Below are 18,653 nucleotides of genomic sequence, written 5' to 3' on the forward strand. Positions count from 1 at the left end.
TTACAGGGATTTTTACTCATTAATTTCATACAGATACATGTTTCCCTTTTTCCCTGTCCGGGTCACTGTCTCCACATGATAGAGAATATTCAGGACCATCTGGGCCAGGGAGAGGGAAATGTGTGCCGTGGCGGCAAACTCCCGGGAGGTGAAGGCGCCTTCCAGTTCCGGGGGAACAAACTGCATGTAGTCCTGTGGGCAGTCGATTTCAAATTCCCGTATAAGTTCGGTGGGAATGCGGTCATATTTGGTTGCTTTTCTTCTTTTGCTCTTAGGCCGGCTGCTCAGGAGCTTGTATTCTTCCACATCCATCAGGACCAGCCGCAGACGAAGGTTAGGGTCTTTCAGATACATTTTAATCTTATACAGTTCGGGGAAAACCACATAAGGATTGCCTTTTACCGGGGATTTGCGCTTTCCGCTCAGCTCCCCGGTTTCTTCGTCTATCCAGATAATCCTGGTCTCCCGGGGAATGGGATAGACGATGGTCACAGGGTACAGAGGCAGAAAAGCACCCAGCTTCCCCCGCATTTTGTCAAACTGTCTGGTCTGGATCTCTATGATTTCACCGTCCGCGTAAATATCGGCAATATAATTCTCTATGGGGATTTCCTGCCTGTCCTCGTCAGGCTCATAGTAATTTTTCAAAATGGCATGAACAGTTTTCTCAGACAGTGTGCCGATACCGAAACGCTGTCTGTCGATTCCTATGACTTTTCTCTTTGCTTCTTCAAAATTTCTTTTGTCCGGCATATTTATCCTCACTGCACCCCTGAACAACGATTTTCCTGTATCGTGCCTGTGAGACATGGATGGACGATACTTTTGTATTATAGCAGATTTTGGACAGAAATGACACATGCTTTTATTCCCTGCAGATATGCTTTTTGCAAATATATTTCTACTTTTTGCAGATTTTATTCCACAAAATACCTGCCTCCAAACCGCAAAAAGAAATCAGAATGCCTGCTGCCATATATGGAATATTAGGAAATCTAAATATAAAGGTAACTGTTTCCTCTGTAAACAAAAACTGAGTATGAGTATAAGGAACTGTAAGAAATGTTATAGCCGCACCTGGGACACACAACCATTTCCCTTTTCCGAAATAATCATTTTTCGCAACAGTTACTGTTATGAAAAGCAAAAGAGCAGGTAACAAAATCCACCTTAATATCATATCCAGTTCATTGATTATAGTCCCCGCAACATTCCAGAACAGAATCATCACTGTAATCCAGACAACAAAATAGGTGGAAAGAAGTACTATCTTGCTGAGATTCTTTTTGGCTTTTACAGTGTTGGTGCTTTCTTCTAAAAATTCCTGATAGGTTTGCTTCATTGTATTGTCCTCCTTAAGCAGGTGGTCAAGACTTACGGAATAAAGGTCGCTCATCTTTATTACACTGATGATATCCGGATAAGACTTACTGTTTTCCCAATTTGAAATAGTCTGTCTACTGACACCAAGTAACTCGGCCGCATGTTCCTGTGTCATACCCTTTTCATTTCGTGCATTTTTAAGTCTGTTTCCAATTTCCATATTCGTCCACCTTTATTTTGCCTCGATAAGGGGCATACCCAATATACAATATCCCTGAATGCTTTTCTATCAATTTGCTTTTACATTGCAAGTAAAGGATGTCAAAATCCTTTTACAACGCCCGGAAATGTGGGAAATAAAACATATAAAAAGTATAGCATAAAATATGCGGGAAGAGTGAAAAAATAGACGGACATTTTGTGTGTCCGATTTACAGAAATAAAAAGCGGCTTATAAAACGTGGTGACAGATCATGGAAATTTTTGCGGAAAAAAGAGTCCATGATTTTTTGTAGAATAACGAGAGTAAAAATGATTATGTATCAGGAAATATATTTCGGAGAAAAATATACCTTGACAGGCGAGGTATATTGTAATATAGTATAAATGAAAATCGGGACCATAAATGTCCGGGTACTGCGGTACAGAGACAAAACGAGAAAAAGGAGGCGGAACATGTCAATTACATCAGACATCCTGCGGGGACATACGGAAGCCATTATTTTGGCTCATCTCCTGGAACAGGATAGTTATGGATATCAGATTAATAAAGATATCATGAAAAAAACGGATAATCGCTGTGAGTTGAAAGAGGCCACTCTGTATTCCGCTTTTCGCAGGCTGGAACAGGCAGGCTACATACGGACCTATTGGGGAGACGAGACAGTGGGCGCCAGACGCCGCTATTATTCCATTACCGAGGAAGGACGGCGGGCCTATCAGTCTTACAAGAGGGACTGGGAAGAGGCAAAGGAGACGATTGACCAGTTGTTGAAATAAACAGAAATAATTTAACGTTATGCGTTGCCTCAGAGAAAACGAAAATCATTATGACACATCGCTGTGCAGCGGGAAAGGAAGAAATAAAATGAAGGAAAGAATCAGAAAACACATCGACGGGCTTTTTAAGGATGCGCCGAAGACAAGGAAGGCCATGGAGCTGAAGGAAGAAATGATTCAGAACACCCTGGAAAAATATCAGGACCTGATTGGGGAAGGATATCAGGAAGAAGATGCCTATCAGAATGTGGTCAATTCCATCGGAGATGTGACCGAACTTTTCGGAGAACTGGAGGAGAAAAACCTTCTGAATCTGCCGGAAGACCTGAGAAGGAGAAGAGCCATGTTAAAGACCATTGCCGTGGGATTATATATTTTTGCAGGCGCTATGTTTATAACAGGTATGGTAGTAGTAGATTTCTATTTCTACATGATGCAGGAAGCAGGTATGCTGGTCTTCGTCGCGACGATTTGTCTCTGTATTCCTCCCACCTGTATGCTGGTATATGCAGCGAATATGTATCCCGCATTCAGCAAAAAGGAGGAAAACCTGGTGGAAACCTATAAAGAGGCAGTCCATGCCAGGAATAAAAGGAAGGCGGTAAAGGTTTCCATGGGAGTCACGATCTGGATTGTGACAATAACCATCTATTTTATCATCAGCTTTGCAACCTGCAAATGGGAGGTGACCTGGATTACGTTTTTGATCGGAGCCTGCGCGCAGGCAATTTCAGAACTGGTTTTCAACCTCCGCCGAAGCGACTGAGGGGGCGATGTTCAGAAAATTTTCCGCGGGGAAGGTACTGTTCAGACACAGACGGAACTAATAAAAAACAGTCTGTGTGTGAATGATGCCCGGAAAATTTTATGAATGCAGTATATTCAGAAAATTTTCCGCAGGAGAAGGCAGCATTCAGACACAGACGGAACTAATAAAAAACAGTCTGTGTGTGAATGATGCCCGGAAAATTTTATGAATGCAGTATATTCAGAAAATTTTCCGCAGAAGAAGGCAGCATTCAGACACAGACGGAACTAATAAAAAACAGTCTGTGTGTGAATGATGCCCGGAAAATTTTATGAATGCAGTATATTCAGAAAATTTTCCGCAGGAGAAGGCAGCATTCAGACACAGACGGAACTAATAAAAAACAGTCTGTGTGTGAATGATGCCCGGAAAATTTTATGAATGCAGTATATTCAGAAAATTTTCCGCAGAAGAAGGCAGCATTCAGACACAGACGGAACTAATATAAAGAAAGGAAACAGCCCATATCCGAATGCTGTTTGGATATGGACGGAACTATGATTCATGAAAAAATTAAAAATAACAACCATCATTTTTCTGTCGGCGGCAGCCATATGTCTGTGTGCCATGATGATTATCCTGCTGTCCTCCGACGGCCGATTCAGTTTCGGAGGGGGCAATCAGAACTATTCGCTGGTGCTGGAGAAAGAGTTCGATACAGCAGATGTAAAAAGTCTGGAAATTGATTATGGGATGAACAGCAATGACGTATTGTTCTATGAAGGAACAGGGGAATCCATTGTTATCCGTGAGTATCTGAATTTTAGGCCGAAGGAAAACCAGATTTCCACGGTGACGCAGGACGGGACGGAGCTCCAGATTAAGGGCAGCAGGAGAAATTCCTTCTTTTTCTTTTCCTTCCGGCCGAAAAACTCATATACGGAGATTTATCTGCCGGCAGATTTTGCCGAAAAGCTGGATTCCCTGTATGTAAAAACTCTGAGTGGTGATGTCAATTCTGAGCTTTCATTTGCTCTGCAGAATAGCTTTTCTGCTTCCAGCACCAGCGGAGACATTACCTTCCCGGGAGTGAAAGCCCACGAGATACAGTTTCATTCTACCAGCGGCGTAATCTATGTGAGTGCGGCACAGTGCGAAATATTTTCCGCCTCTACTACCAGCGGGGATATCTGGGCAAGACAGGTGACAGGGAAATCATCGGTTTCCTCTGTCAGCGGAGAAATCGCGCTGGGTGAGCAGAGTGGTGACATAACAATTTCTACTACCAGCGGAGATATCTTCGCAGAGCAGGTGACAGGAGAAGCATTGGCTTCCTCTGTCAGCGGAGAGATTTTTCTGAAGCGGCAGAACGGCGACGTCAAGGTCTCCAGCACCAGCGGGGATATCAGAGTAGGGGCATTGCAGGGGAATTTTGAGATGGATTCCAGCAGCGGAGAAGTCCAGATAGCCGATGGAACCGGCCAGGGCCGGGCGGATACCATATCCGGAGATGTGCAGATTTATCTGGCACAGCTCACGGGGGACCTGAACATTTCCACAACCAGCGGTTGGGTAAATTTACGGCTTCCTGAGACGGTATCCCTCACATTGGATTTTGACTCCACCAGCGGGGAATGCAGCACATTTTTTGACGACCGGCTTTCCTTTAATAAGAAAGGAAATAAGGCCGACGGGCAGTACGGCGGAGGCGCACACAAGGTTCGGATCTCCACTACCAGCGGAGACCTGAGAATCAGTGAATACTGATGTGCGACAGGGAAGCCGACACCTTTTCCTCCACTTCCTGCAGGATATAGCCTGCCTCTTTTGGCTCAATTCCGGCCTGTGCCGCCACTGCCAGCAGATCTGCCCTCCCCGGATTGTATCCATTCCCATTCACACAGGTGGCATGTTCCCCGCCGATGGAATTGCTGTAAGTCAGATCATAGGCAGGGGACAGATACCAACGGTTCTGCTCTTCATCGTACAGATAAGTAAAATTACGGGAATGGTCGTCCCTGTTGTGGGCAAATACGTTAAAACACATGCGGCGGAACAACTGTATCAGCTGGGAATAGTCCCGGGTCAAAATAGAGGTAAGTTTCATCAGGGTATGGTAATCCAGATTGGGAATACGGTGGCTGGTTTCCAGGATGGCACTTACGGTCAGCATATGGACACGCTGTTCCTTACCATCTCTGTCCCGGTATCGGTCAAAACGTTTTGTGCCAAAATAGCCTCCGCAGAAAGCAGAGGGGAAGAGCCTGGTCTCGCTCATCTGGATTCCGCAGTCTGCCGCACATTTTGCATAGGCATACTCCTGCGTACCGATATCCGGTTTATCAATCGCGGATGGAAATTTAATCAGCCATGCTTCTCCGCTCACCTGTGTCAATATCTTTGGCCTGGCACCGCCCGAGGAACCTCCCATTCGGAACAGCTGGTCGAAATCTTCCGCTGTATCTGTTAAAAGCATTTGTCTGCATTGGACGGCTATTCGATCGTAATCTTCTGTCTGCAGGGGGGACGTCCATGCATGGCAGGGACGGTAAGTTAAAGCCCCCATTCCAGATTCTCCTACAATAGCCAGCCGGTCCAGGCTGTTCAACTGATGGGGATTGATATGCTCGCGTAAAAGCATTCTGTCTACCAGAAGCCGTCCCCAGCCATCTGGCAAACTGTCTGCAAATGCGCCATAAAGACCTTCAAAAGGTTCTGGCTTCGGAAGGAAGACTTTTTTCTCCAGAGGCAGGCTAAATGGACTGATCGGAAAGCCTTCCGACAGCCATATACTGTCATATTCGAATGCAACCAGCCGGTCTCTGGTTTCAGCCAGAGTTCCGACTTTTCTTCCCTGGTAGAACACATCCATTTTCTTAAGACTGCTCATCAATGATCTCCTGTATGGACCGATATTGCTTTTTCGCGAAAAGCTGCAGAAAATCCTCCTGGCAGTCCAAAACAACGGATATCCGGATCAGGGAAGCAAGCGAGATTTCCCCTGTCCGCTCGAACCGCTTAACTGACCCCAGGCTCACTCCGGATTTTCTGCTCAGCTGTTCCTGGGTCAGATGTGCTTCCTTCCTCCTGGCCCTGACATTTTTTACTATGCTGCCGCTGATTTCTTTTGGTGTAATTTTGAATTGGTTTAAATCTATCATAGCTAATATATTAACCTATTTTCCTGGAAAAAACAATTATGATTTAAATATTAACTATTTTTTCTCGGACCCACATGGAAGTGACATCAACCCTGGCTGACAATAATGAGAACTGTCCAGTCAACAGAAAACCTGTCATACAGCTGTATGATTGAAAAAATGGTGCGACTGTCAAATGGATCCCTTTTTTCCGGTCGGAATCCCCCTTCCGCTGAGAAGGTTTGTAATTAGAGAATCAAGGTGTCTGTGAACATAGTGGAAAAATTATAAAGTCCGGGAAGAACTTTTTGGCAATAAACGCGTCTATAGAGTCATACAGATCAGGGAAAGGGGGATATTACCGTGAAAAAACAATGCTGACTACTTTTCTGCTGACTGGCTGTCTGTTACTGACCGGCTGTGGAAGTGGGGAGCCAGCTGATTTCGCTACAGGCGACGGTGGTACTGCAGAAGGGCAGGATGTTACAGAACAGAAGGATGGGGGGAAGGTACAAGCGTACCTTCCTATTACTTTTTCCGGTAACATCTGCTGTCAGGGATGATCTGGCCGGGCATTTGGGACTTCTCCCAAACAGGACTCGTTTTCCTGAAATTTTGTCTGGAGGGTAATCTGCAGATGCTGTCTCTTGCTGTTCATCAGGCCAAGTATCAAATCATATACATAGTCCATCATCTCTGCTTCCGGCTGCTCAAAGGTGGTGATGGAGGGAATGCAGTATTGCAGGTGCTCCATTCCGTCAAAACTGATGATGGCTACATCCTTTCCCGGTGCCCTGCCTGCATCGCGGATGGCTTTGACAGCAGCTATGGCCACGGCGTCGGCAAAGCAGCAGACAGCGGTGATTTCCGGATGATCTTTCAGACAGGAATAAGTCAATTGATAGGCGTTGGAACAGAGATAATGACTTTCCTGTATATAGGCCAGATTGTGCTCCAGACCATGCCGGCGGAGAACGTCCTTATAGGCGTCCCGACGAATTCCGTATGCGCTGGTATCAATTGTGGAAGAGATGACAGTGCAGATATTTCTGTGTCCTTTTGTGATGAGATATTCCATCTGTCTGGCCGCGGTACCATAATGATCTACCTGAACACTGGAATAGGCCTCTGTGCCGGTCTGATCCGGCAGAACCGTGTTGACAAAAACCACAGGACATGACAGAGATTCAAAATATTTTGAAGGGACATTTCGAAAATCTCCGCCGAAATATACCATGCCGGTCAGATTATGCTTATCAATATAGTTCAATAATTCCTGAAATTTCTCAACTTTATCCTGAGAGTAGTAATTATCATGAAAGGACATAACCGTATAATCCGCATTGTGAAACCGTATAAAAAGCGTTTTTGCCATAGCCTGATGCAGCCAGTCTGCGATGCCCTCCATAGCCAGCGCAATCTGAGGAATCTTCACAGCCAGCTTCAGAGAGCGGGCACTGTTACGGGGAATATACTGATTTTCCTCGATAATTTTCATAACATGCCGCCGTGTGTTCTCACTGATGTCAGGATAATTATTTAAAACCTTGGATACGGTACCGGGGGTTACGTTAGCCAGTCTCGCGATATCTCGTATGTTCATTTTCTTGACTCCTTGTATTCATCAGATCCGTGATCGGTCTGATTCCCAGTTCCTGCAAACGCTGATAGGCAAATTCCACCATGTCATCCCAAAGCTTTGCAGGGTTGTGACAGTCTGAGCCCACAATTACTTTTGCGGATGACTGCGCAGCCATTATCCAGAAATTTTCATGGGGATAGGGATATCTTGCCCCATCCGGAAAATCGCTTATTCCCCGTCGAAAACCGTTGGCATTATACTCCAGTACCGTCCCGGTTGCCACTGCAGCATCAATAATGATGTCTGCCGCCTTCCGGCAGTTATCATCCCACATAAACGGATTCAGCATATAGAGATCGGGGTGTGCGATTGCTTTGAAAAAACCGCTTTTCATGCCTTCTGCAGCAGTGTTGGCATAAGCGATGAACTGTTCTGTGGAAGAAGTCGGACCGTAGATATTCGCGGTCATCCCATCTGTATTTTTATAAAAATGTTCACCCATCAGCAGATAGTCAACATTCCATTTGGTCAGAAGCTCTTCATAATAATTGCGATGCTCAGGTAAATACTCGATTTCCAGACCTTTCCACAAAATTATATCAGCCTGATATTTTACCGTCAATGTATTTATTTCGTCTAAGTACTCCTGAAGTTCGCAGAACGGCATCCGCAGACCGTAGTCGATGTCCGGAAATGGGCTGTGATCGGAAAAGCCCAGCTGGGAAAGACCATTGTCAACAGCGGCTTTCACATAGTCTTCTTCAGATCCGCCCGCATGTCTGCAGCGCTGTACATGTGTATGAAAATTGGTTTTGAAATTTATCATGAGAACCTTCCTTTTCTGCAGGCCTGAAATCAGGTCCGGCCTGGCATATTTTCAATTTTTCCCTGTTATTATATCTGTGTTGAAGATAAAGAGAAACATATCAGAGAAACAGAGAAATAAAATCTAATATTTTCGGAAACAAATTTGAGAGATAATTCCATTTGTCAAAGTATAGAGTCCCCGGAAATGTAAGATTTATGATGATATAATAACATTGTATAAATAAAAATGCAATAGAATTAAAAAAATATACAGAATAATAACAAATTTGTATATTTGATATTGACATACGGTGCGGGATTTAGTAATATTGGAAAAGAACGGAACTAAATCGGTTTCGTAAATACAATTCGTTTGGAGGTTGTCAGAAAAAACAATAGAGAAACACATGCTAAAAAATACAGGAAATTTTCCGAAAATTTTCCGAGAACCTTCAAAAGAACAAATTTCATATTATTAGGAGGAAATGAGTATGAAAAGGAAATTGTTAAGTGTTCTTCTGGCTGGTGCCATGGTTTTTTCTCTGGCAGCATGCGGGAATGATTCCGGGGAGTCAGGTTCTGAGGGAAGCAGTACCTCCGGATCCGATTCTGCAGAAAGCAGCAGCGCAGAGTCCGGTTCTGCATCTGAGGAGAGTTCTGCCGAGACTTCACAGGAGTCTGCTGGGGAATCGTCAGAGGAAGAAGCGATTACCTGCACTCTGAAAGTGTGGGCTCCTTCAGAAGATCAGGATCAGGAGTACGGCGCATGGCTTCAGACCATGTGCGAGCAGTTCAACGAATTGCATCCCAACTGGGATATTACCTTTGAGTATGGTGTATGTACAGAATCTGATGCAAGAAAGCAGGTTCTGAATGACCTTGAGGCAGCTGCGGACGTGTTCCTGTTCTCATCCACGAATCTGGAATATTTCTGTAAAGAGCAGGCGCTGGCCGAGCTGGGCGGCAAGTATCTGGATACTGTAAATGAGCATTATTCACCTACTCTGGTAAGCTCTCTGACCTATGAGGACGGCGGTGTCTATGGAGTGCCTCTTACCACAAATACATATTTTATGTACTATGACAAGAGCGTATTTTCAGAAGAAGATATCAAATCCATGGATAAGATGCTGGAAAAAGGAAAAGTTTCCGTTCAGTTAGACAATGGCTTCTACAATGCCTGCTTTTTCCTTGGCGTTGGAGGAACTTTCTTCGGAGAGGACGGCATGAGTCGTGAATCCGGTGTCAAGTTCTATTCTGATGAAGGTGTTGCCATGACAGAGTACCTGATTGACCTGGCAAAGAATGAGAACTTTGTTTCCGCATCTCCCGAGGATGCGATTTCCATGATGCGTGAGGGCACTGTGAACGCATACTTCTGCGGCACATGGCAGGCGGCTCAGACCCAGGAGATATTGGGCGACAATTTCGGTGTAGCGCCGCTTCCTTCCGTAAATGTAAACGGCACAGACTATCAGCTTCGTCCTTTTAACTCTGCAAAGGGAATTGGTGTGAAGTCCACAACCCAGTATCCGCAGGTTGCCATTGAGCTGGCACTGTATCTGGGGGGGTATGACAGCGAGAAGTATCATTATGAGAATCGCGGATATGTTCCCTGCTATGATGAATATCTTGCAACTGATGAGATTCAGGCAGACGAAGTGGTAATGGTAGACAACTATACCGTTTCCAATATCGCAGTGCCCCGTATGAGCTTTACAGAGATGTCCTGGTTCTGGACTCCGGCAGAGAGCTTTGGCAAGGAAATTCTGAGTGGTGAAGTAACGAAAGACAATGCGGCGGAGAAACTGCAGGCTTTTGAGACGGCGGCAAACTCTTCCGGACTTGAATAAAAAAGCGAAATCCGGATTCAGGTGTAGGCGACGATAATCATGCGGCCCGCAGACACCGTTCAATGTGTCCGCGGGCTCTTCGTAAGGGAAAGAGGTTTCAACAATGAAAACCAGAAAATCGAAAAAAGAATTTGAAAACAAATATCCGGTCATGGATGCCCTGAAGAAGGGCTCTTTGCTGACTCGTCTTTCTGCTTTGGTCTTTGGGGCAGGCTGTCTTGCCCAGGGGCAGATTGTAAAGGGTATCATTTTTTTAGCAGCGGAAGCTGCAATTATTTATTACATGATCCAAACAGGGCTTCACAATCTGAGCATGCTGATTACACTTGGTGAGCTGGAGCAGCAGAAAGTCTGGAATGACGCCAAAAGTGTATATGAATATGTAGATGGCGACCGTTCCCAGCTGATTCTTTTGTTTGGAATCATCACCCTGGCGATTGTACTGGTGCTGATTCTGCTTGGCAGGAGTTCTCTGCGTCAGGCATATAAGCTGGAGTGCTTCAGGAAAGAAGGGCGACAGATTCCGGGACTTCGGGAAGAAATAAAGGATCTGTTCAATGGCAATCTGCAGATTACCCTGTTGTCTTTTCCGGTGATAGGCGTGCTGGCTTTTACGATACTGCCGCTGGTATTCATGATCAGTATGGCTTTTACAAGCTATAGTGTGGAGAACAGCAAGCTGGTTCTTTTTGACTGGGTAGGCCTGGAAAATTTCAAGAGGGTGATCGGATTAGGCGGAAGCCTTGGAAAAACTTTCTGGCCGGTATTGGGATGGACGCTGATTTGGGCGCTTGCGGCGACTTTTTCCAATTATTTCTGCGGTTTGATACTGGCACTTTTTATCAACTGGAAAGAAATCCGGGCAAAGAAAATGTGGAGATTTTTCTTTGTGCTGACAGTGGCAATTCCCCATTTTGTGACCTTATTGATTATGCGCACCATGCTTCAGCCGGAGGGTGCAATCAACATCATGCTGCGGAATATGGGAATCCTCGGCACAAAGGAATCGCTGCCTTTTTTCACCAATGCAGCCTGGGCGAGAGTAACGGTTATCCTGATCAATATATGGGTGGGAGTACCTTACATGCTCCTTCAGGTAACGGGTATTCTGCAGAATATTCCACAGGAATTATATGAGGCGGCCCGTGTGGACGGAGCAGGTCCCATTGTAACCTTCCGGAAGATTACACTGCCTTATATGATGTTTATTATGATGCCCTATCTGATTACTACATTTACCGGCAATGTGAACAACTTTAATGTCATCTTCCTGACTTCGCAGGGGTTGCCGAGGCCGGTGGACTCCACAGCCGGCAAGACAGACCTGCTGGTTACATGGTTGTATAAGCTCACTATTGAGAATCAGTATTACAATGTAGGCGCGGTGATTGGTATCATGACCTTTGTGACATTGGCTGTTGTATCGCTGATAACCTTTAAATTCAGCGGTTCCAACAGGAATGAGGAGGCGTTTAGATGAATAAATTCAGCAGATATCCCTTAAAGAAAAAAATAACTGTGACGGCAGCTCATCTGGTACTTGCCATATTGTCCGTTATCTGGCTGATTCCTGTTCTGTGGGTTATATTGACCAGCTTTCGCGGGACGAAGGGCTCATACAGTTCCACTTTCTTTCCCACCAGTTATACCTTTGATAATTATGTAAAGCTATTCACGGACTTTTCCGTGTTTAACTTCCCCAAAATGCTGTTTAACACTTTTCTGGTTGCCGGCGTAAGCTGTCTGATTTCCACTTTCTTCGTGATAGCGGTGGCGTATACGCTCTCCAGACTGCGTTTCAAGGCCAGGAAGCCTTTGATGAATGCCGCGATGATCATCCATCTCTTTCCCGGATTCATGTCCATGATCGCGGTCTACTATATCATTAAAATGCTTGGCTGGACAGCCGGTCCCATGCTGCGTGTGGCAATGGTTGCTGTCTATGCAGGCGGCGCAGGCTGTGGCTACCATATAGCAAAGGGATTTTTTGATACGGTTTCCATATCGCTGGACGAGGCTGCCATGCTGGACGGGGCCAGCAAATGGCAGGTGCTCACAAAGATTATCATGCCGCTGAGTAAACCGGTAGTAGTTTATACACTGCTGACATCCTTTGCCGGACCTTTTAAAGATTTCATGCTGGCGAAGGTGCTGTGCGGAACCCACAGAGACTACTATACTGTAGCGGTGGGGTTGTATCAGATGCTGGATGTGGAGTATATTGACCAATGGTTCTGCAGCTTTGCGGCCGGAGCTGTCATTATCTCCATCCCTGTTGCGGCGCTGTTCCTCGGTACCCAGAAGTACTATGTGGAAGGAGTCAGCGGAGCGGTAAAAGGGTAAGCGCGCCCTGCAAGGGCGGGCGGTTCATAAAAGAGTTCTCATATCATTCTGTCAGGAATGATATGAGGGCTCTTTTTTTATTCTCTGATAACGCCGGTTTTTGTTTTTTCCCAGTCCGTATGCTGCCGGGATTTTCCATGATAATACCGTCCGCTTCTTTTTTGATGATGATACCTCTGGGCTTTCTCCTTCTTCGACTCCAAGAATGATGACACCACCATAGCAATTGGCAAACGCAGAATAAGTGCTCCACAGAGAGTCTGGTATTCCGGCTGCACCGCCATGCATGGAAAGTAAGGCAATAAAGAGAATTAGTATTGCACGGCTAAATTGTTATTCCTGAAAAAATGTATATGAAACCACAAATATTTTCTGATTTATGTAACAAAATGCCCTGTAGGATTCGTTATTATATATAATAGAGTAAAATCTGATTATGGCGGGGGAAACATGATATTACTGATGATGATAGACTCTTCGGAGGATAAGAGAAAATTCTGTATTCTTTATGAAAAATACAGATATTTAATGTATAAGGCGGCTGTGGATATTCTGCATGACTGCTATCTGGCAGAGGATGCGGTACATAACGCATTTGTGAGGGTAGCTTGTAATATAAAGAAAGTGGCAGAGCCTGACAGCCGACAGACAAAGAGCTACTTAATCATAATCACCAGAAATGCCGCTATAGATATCTTCAGAAAGAGGAAAAAGCAGCTGCAGAGAGAAATCACCACAGATGGAATAGAAGAGGAAAAAATGCCGTCAACCTGTATGAAGGAGACGGATACCGAAAATGAAATACTGAATATTCTCAGGAATCTTCCTGAAAAGTATAGGGATATATTTCTGCTGAAGTACTCGGCGGACATGGATAACAGTGAGATAGCGAAGGTGTGCGGCATCAAGGAAGGCACGGTAAGACAGCGGCTGGCCCGGGGGAAGGCGTTGATTGAAGATGAGCTCAGGAAGCTGGAGGATAATGGAAATGCGGCATATGGAAGTGACTGACAAATGGCTATATAAGTATATGCCGGCAGTGGATGAAGCAATGATACGAGAACTTGAGGACAGCACAGATTATACATATCAGTTCTCTGCCCGGTTTGAACGGAAGATGAAGCGTCTGATGTGGAAGGAAGCGCACCCATGGCTTACCAGCGCTTACAGACAGCTGAAACGTGCGGCTGTCCTGGGGATTTGTGTGGTAGCTTCTATCCTTATGCTGTCCTTGAGTGTGGAGGGAAACCGGATTAAGTTTTTTAAGACGGTCAGTACGATACTGGAGAAGGAGGGCGCTGTGCTGTATACCTATTTTACGGATGAACAGGAAAGGGAATTTCAGGCAAGGGAGCCAGGGTATCTGCCGGAAGGGTACAGGGAAACGGAGAGACAGATGTCGGATATACGTATGTTTCTGATATATGAAAATGATAATGGGGAAATGATAACATGGGAGCAGTGGCTGGCTTCAACAGGTACAAGTATAGGAATGGATACGGAATATGATGCGCAGATTACTAAAGAGGTGAACGGAAAGTCTGTTGTAATCTGTTCTTATTCTGAAGGAGATAAATATGCATATTGTGAGTATAAAGAATCTGTATTTATACTCACAGCTGATGATTTATCAGTGGATGAAATCTGTAAAATGTTTATGTTTACAGAGTATCAGTAAATAATCTCTTGAAAATTTAACAAACAGTTTATACTGCTTTGTTATAATTTTAAAATCAAAAGGAAGGAGGAAGAGGGTATGAAGAAATTGATTCGGCAACTGACAGGAATTGCAGCCTGTGTATGTATGCTGCTATGTGGAGGTACTTTACCTATTACAGCTGTTGCGAAAGAAGCAAGTGTGCAGATTGAGCCCAGAATGACATATATTTTAAGTTATGGAGCAGATCTTTCCATTTCAAATAATGGAGTTGCAACCATAACAGGTTCCGTAACGGGCAAAGCAGGTGTTACACAAACTTCTGTTAAGGTTACTTTACAGAAAAGCGTATCCGGAACATGGACAAATGTGGAATCATGGGAAGCGTCCAGTGACAGCAGAAATGCATCTGTCAATACAACCTATCAGGTTTCCAGAGGCACATATCGTGTCACAATGACATGTAGTGCAAATGGTGAAAGCGAATCTACGACATCAGCAACGAAGACCTATTAAGTATTGGTAATGAAAACTGAATAATGGCATTGTGAAAAGCGGTAATATGCGGCGTATGCTGAGTTTACCGAATTTGTTCACAGAAATTATGAGTGAAAGGTGGAATTACATATGAGGAAAAAAGGATTAAAAAGACTGTTGGCATTAGGCCTGAGCTTGTGTGTATGTTTTTCAACATCAGTCCATGCGGAAGAAGCGAATCAGATAAAAGTGGAGTGTACACAAGAAGGAGATGCAGCCCAGGATGTTTCACTGGAGGAAGTTTCGGAAGATAAGCTGAGTGATTTATATGAAGAGATTGTTCGGGTAGAAGATGCACCGGAATATGTTCCTAATAAAATGGAAAGGAGTTATGATGGAACAGAATATAGTGTCACGAATGTATTGGGCGGCCCGGCTGCATATGCTGCGGATGATAACACAGATCCCAATAATGCATATCTGGCGGTTAACGGGAATACGGTACAGGGCACTCTGACACAAACGGGAGAAGCCAGATGGTATGGATTTATATTGGAGCAGACCAGCAAGATATCTATAATGGTTCAGACCTACACAGACGTGGATGCGGATCTATATGTGTTCAAACTGAATCAAGAGACAGGTGAGCTTATCTTTATAGGCGGAAGCCTCAGTGAAGGGATGGGTGTACAGGAATACTGTGGGGGTATTGTGGACGCAGGTATCTACTACTTTGCCATTACAGCCTGTGAGGGAAGCGGAGCATATGCATTTGCGTATTTTGCATCCCAGGATATGAATTATGAGCCAAATGATACCCTGTCTACCGCGGCGACAGTTGGCGTCAACAGTACTGTCACGGGAATTATTGACACGCCGTTTGATATGGATTATTATAAATTTACATTGGAATCGCCGGTTATTATGAACATATCTGTGGATGTGGGAGGTTATCAATACGATATCCTTGATGTGGATCCAAATGCAGATATCTATAAAATATCAACGAAGGAAAATCTGTATCGGTTAAGTGCAGGTACACATTATTTCAGGGTTTACAGTAAGGATCATACATATGACAGCAGTAAAACGTATACGTTGACTTTCAATAAAATAGCTAATATAGCTAATGATCCTGTGTCTACTCTTTTTATGGTAAATGAATCAGCTAAAATTGTTTTTCAAAGTGATGCCAATGGTAAGCATATGTATGTAAATGGAAACGAGGTTGACATAGGCTTTACCTACAATGAAGATTTCAGTACGTCAGCAGGTTCTCGAGTGTATAATATCAGTTTGACACATGTTGATTCACTAAGAGCTATTCTTTTTTCACGTGAGGCTGCAGATATGAATCAGGATTCGTTAACATCTAAGGACGACACGTATGTGGATATTCCTACTACAGTATTTTATGAAAGTGGTACAAAGGGTACGGGAGAGAAGAATTTAAATGTACTACAGCTATCATTAGTAAGTGATAAAGGAGATGAATTTTATGGTATAAACTGTTATTGTACAGGGGCATATATAAATGATTATATGTTGGCAAATCTTAATTGGGCTACAATTTTTATTAATCCCAATACCGGAAAAACTATTGATATATACTATTATAATTACTTCTATGATAAAATAGGTGGTGCGCAAAATAAATTAAAATTTACAGTAGAAGAGAAGCGTAATTGTAAGCACTTATATGCGTACAAGGATGGCTACTATCCTGAAGAATGGTAATAAACCAATGTTATATAGGAATTTGTTGATATAAGGTAAAATGATTTCCATAATGGTATATTTTGACTTATAAAATAAAGGTGTAGGAATATTGAGAGTTATCTTCTTACACCTTTATCCAGTTAATATGGAAAGATTTAATATTTTATCAATTAATTAAGGGAGATGGGTCATGAAAATATTAGATATAAGCCAATCACAGAACATGTATAAAACACCAGAAAGTCAGATAGGTGGAGAAGACAAAAGAGAAGACCAAAAGAATATCTTTGAAAAAATGCCAGAGGCTGAGGTGGTGATATCGGAGGAAGGACTGGCGGCGTGGGCAGAAGAGATAAAGAAAAGAACCGGTAATATCGGTGCGTTAACAGGATGGGAAGATACAAGCCAATACGCCGTAGGGGCTAAGAATGAGGTGTCTTTTGAACATTTCATGGAGCTTGGAAAGATAAAGAAAGAAATACGTTCTAAATCCTATAAAAATGGAGACAGTGCTGACATTGCCATGAAGTCTTTGCTGGAAGCATATGAGATTTTATATAACAAGATTATGGAACAGCACAAAACGGGAAACCGTGAAGTGAATTATTCGACAGGATTTCGGTCGGTGTCATTGGAGGAAGACCTGGAGGCGCTTGCTGAAGCATATGATCAATGGCTGGGCCATCTTGACACTTATGTGCTGTTGCAACAAAGAAGATACACGTGGTATTTAACACCTGTGCCAAGAGGGCGGAAGCGTGAAATAGAGGAACCCAAATATTACTTAGGCTCTAAAAGGAAATATAATCCCAAATTTATGACAGAAGAATATCACGAGTATCGCCGCAATATAACAGTGATGATGAAGCAGGGCAGAGAAGAGCTGTTGGCAGCACTTAAGACAACGAAAGGGGAGAATGGTCTGGCAGCAAAGGTTCTTACAAATCTTATGAATGGCAGTGCAGACTTCTGGGTGAAGACCAGAGAGCTGTGGCCTGATGAGAAACACATAGTAAGAGAATAAGGGAGATACCAGATATGCAGATTAATGATGCCATCCCGTCATACACTTTATCTAAAACAACTACAGATATTTTTGCACAGGGTTCCCCGAAAAAAATATCGGATGTATGGAAAGAACAGGGCATTGAATATGATTCTCTTAAAATCAATATTTCCGAAGAAGGATTGAATGCATATAAACACATGTTCCAGCATGATGTCCAGGAACAGGATTCCAAAAATGTGATTGTGCGGCTGATTCCCGGAGAAGGAATGGAATGGGGGAATGAGGATTGGCCGGATATGGAGGATTTTCTTGGTTGGGGACGCCGTTGGAAAATGATGGATGATAAGATACCGAATAATTATCATAATCCATTTGTATCCGTCAGAGACAAAGCAGCGGCACTCTTGAAGGGATATGCGGAAAGGTATGACGAAATTGTAAAAGGATATGAGAATGGTACAAGGGTAAAATATGTGGTGGATAAGAGCACAGAAGAACTATACCGAACTGCAACCATGGAAGAGGATCTGGAATATCTGTGGGAGGAATTCGAATCCAGGGTTTCCAGTCTGGAAAAACTTCATCAATATGACTGTAGGGATCGGGAAGCACATGCGACAAGTTCCATGGTCGGATTTCCTTATGGTGCCAGTCTGAAGGATGCACTGAAATACGGTATCCTCTACAGGAGCATGAAGGATGAAGAAAACATTGTAAACGTAAAACAGAAACTGATTAACGCCGCCTCTTTATTTATCAGTCAGTACAGGGAATTCGGACTGAGCAGGCTTAATCTGCAGGTCTTATAATATTCATCAGTTAAACAAGGGAAATCCGCCTGCAGTATCGGGTGGATTTTCCTGTTTAAAGATACAATTCGAGAGATAAAAAGGAAGGACTGAGGGTCTGTGAAGAGGCAGCAAAAATCGGCAGGGCAATGTTGGTGAGCTGACAGGAAGAGAGGCAGTGATGTATATCAGCGAACAACAAGAACAA

General features: G+C 43.8%; 18 protein-coding genes. 12 read left to right on the plus strand and 6 right to left on the minus strand.

Features of this window, described 5'->3' with window-relative positions:
* Positions 1 to 12: 12 nt before the first annotated feature.
* Together NSB25_RS22725 and NSB25_RS22730 are read right to left on the minus strand one after the other, a co-directional pair.
* On the minus strand, positions 13 to 753 hold the full coding sequence (locus tag NSB25_RS22725) for a DUF8091 domain-containing protein (protein ID WP_103241202.1): 741 nt from the start codon (positions 751 to 753) through the stop codon (positions 13 to 15).
* Between the two features lie 148 nt (positions 754 to 901).
* On the minus strand, positions 902 to 1,543 hold the full coding sequence (locus tag NSB25_RS22730) for a helix-turn-helix transcriptional regulator (protein WP_103241180.1): 642 nt from the start codon (positions 1,541 to 1,543) through the stop codon (positions 902 to 904).
* A 455-nt stretch (positions 1,544 to 1,998) separates the two neighbouring features.
* Here NSB25_RS22730 and NSB25_RS22735 point away from each other — a divergent pair, with 455 nt between their 5' ends.
* The 3 genes from NSB25_RS22735 (at position 1,999) to NSB25_RS22745 (ending at position 4,837) form a co-directional block, all read left to right on the plus strand.
* Entirely contained in the window at positions 1,999 to 2,322 is a 324-nt protein-coding gene (locus tag NSB25_RS22735) for a PadR family transcriptional regulator (protein ID WP_103241201.1), read from the plus strand.
* A gap of 88 nt (positions 2,323 to 2,410) precedes the next feature.
* The gene (locus NSB25_RS22740; RefSeq protein ID WP_146040125.1) at positions 2,411 to 3,088 is read left to right on the plus strand and encodes a permease prefix domain 1-containing protein; all 678 of its coding nucleotides are present in this window, start codon (positions 2,411 to 2,413) and stop codon (positions 3,086 to 3,088) included.
* Positions 3,089 to 3,634: 546 nt separating this feature from the next.
* Entirely contained in the window at positions 3,635 to 4,837 is a 1,203-nt protein-coding gene (locus NSB25_RS22745) for a DUF4097 family beta strand repeat-containing protein (RefSeq protein ID WP_103241177.1), read from the plus strand.
* Here the strand turns inward: NSB25_RS22745 and NSB25_RS22750 are convergent.
* The 4 genes from NSB25_RS22750 to NSB25_RS22765 all read right to left on the minus strand — a co-directional run bounded on the left by NSB25_RS22750 (position 4,824) and on the right by NSB25_RS22765 (position 8,618).
* A complete protein-coding gene (locus NSB25_RS22750) occupies positions 4,824 to 5,960 on the minus strand; it encodes a type II toxin-antitoxin system HipA family toxin (protein ID WP_103241176.1) in 1,137 nt (378 codons plus the stop codon). The genes NSB25_RS22745 and NSB25_RS22750 overlap by 14 nt on opposite strands.
* Positions 5,947 to 6,231, minus strand: a complete 285-nt coding sequence (locus NSB25_RS22755; protein ID WP_103241175.1) for a helix-turn-helix domain-containing protein — start codon at positions 6,229 to 6,231, stop codon at positions 5,947 to 5,949. The genes NSB25_RS22750 and NSB25_RS22755 overlap by 14 nt, the downstream gene beginning before the upstream one ends.
* Positions 6,232 to 6,763: 532 nt before the next feature.
* A complete protein-coding gene (locus NSB25_RS22760; RefSeq protein ID WP_103241173.1) occupies positions 6,764 to 7,813 on the minus strand; it encodes a LacI family DNA-binding transcriptional regulator in 1,050 nt (349 codons plus the stop codon).
* Positions 7,782 to 8,618 carry a histidinol-phosphatase gene (locus NSB25_RS22765; RefSeq protein WP_103241172.1) on the minus strand — a complete coding sequence of 279 codons (837 nt, stop codon included), beginning with the start codon at positions 8,616 to 8,618 and terminating at the stop codon, positions 7,782 to 7,784. The genes NSB25_RS22760 and NSB25_RS22765 overlap by 32 nt, the downstream gene beginning before the upstream one ends.
* Before the next feature lie 472 nt (positions 8,619 to 9,090).
* On the opposite strand from NSB25_RS22765, the gene NSB25_RS22770 reads away from it, so the two are divergent.
* From NSB25_RS22770 to NSB25_RS22810, 9 genes are all read left to right on the plus strand, one after another.
* Entirely contained in the window at positions 9,091 to 10,452 is a 1,362-nt protein-coding gene (locus NSB25_RS22770; RefSeq protein ID WP_172455202.1) for an extracellular solute-binding protein, read from the plus strand.
* 103 nt (positions 10,453 to 10,555) lie between these two features.
* Entirely contained in the window at positions 10,556 to 11,932 is a 1,377-nt protein-coding gene (locus NSB25_RS22775; protein ID WP_103241170.1) for a carbohydrate ABC transporter permease, read from the plus strand.
* Positions 11,929 to 12,795, plus strand: coding sequence for a sugar ABC transporter permease (locus tag NSB25_RS22780; RefSeq protein WP_103241169.1), 867 nt, complete (start codon positions 11,929 to 11,931; stop codon positions 12,793 to 12,795). The genes NSB25_RS22775 and NSB25_RS22780 overlap by 4 nt, the downstream gene beginning before the upstream one ends.
* Before the next feature lie 450 nt (positions 12,796 to 13,245).
* Positions 13,246 to 13,806, plus strand: a complete 561-nt coding sequence (locus tag NSB25_RS22785; RefSeq protein WP_103241168.1) for an RNA polymerase sigma factor — start codon at positions 13,246 to 13,248, stop codon at positions 13,804 to 13,806.
* Positions 13,784 to 14,473, plus strand: coding sequence for a DUF4367 domain-containing protein (locus NSB25_RS22790; RefSeq protein WP_172455201.1), 690 nt, complete (start codon positions 13,784 to 13,786; stop codon positions 14,471 to 14,473). Before NSB25_RS22785 ends, NSB25_RS22790 begins: the two co-directional genes overlap by 23 nt.
* Before the next feature lie 78 nt (positions 14,474 to 14,551).
* Positions 14,552 to 14,968: a hypothetical protein gene (locus NSB25_RS22795; RefSeq protein ID WP_103241166.1), complete on the plus strand. Its 417-nt coding sequence runs from the start codon at positions 14,552 to 14,554 to the stop codon at positions 14,966 to 14,968.
* Positions 14,969 to 15,079: 111 nt separating this feature from the next.
* The gene (locus tag NSB25_RS22800; RefSeq protein ID WP_103241165.1) at positions 15,080 to 16,666 is read left to right on the plus strand and encodes a hypothetical protein; all 1,587 of its coding nucleotides are present in this window, start codon (positions 15,080 to 15,082) and stop codon (positions 16,664 to 16,666) included.
* A gap of 172 nt (positions 16,667 to 16,838) precedes the next feature.
* Positions 16,839 to 17,672, plus strand: coding sequence for a hypothetical protein (locus NSB25_RS22805; protein ID WP_146040123.1), 834 nt, complete (start codon positions 16,839 to 16,841; stop codon positions 17,670 to 17,672).
* Between the two features lie 14 nt (positions 17,673 to 17,686).
* Positions 17,687 to 18,466 carry a hypothetical protein gene (locus NSB25_RS22810; protein WP_103241163.1) on the plus strand — a complete coding sequence of 260 codons (780 nt, stop codon included), beginning with the start codon at positions 17,687 to 17,689 and terminating at the stop codon, positions 18,464 to 18,466.
* The last annotated feature ends 187 nt before the right edge of the window (positions 18,467 to 18,653 follow it).

Source organism: Acetatifactor muris (assembly GCF_024623325.1).
GTDB lineage: Bacteria > Bacillota > Clostridia > Lachnospirales > Lachnospiraceae > Acetatifactor > Acetatifactor muris.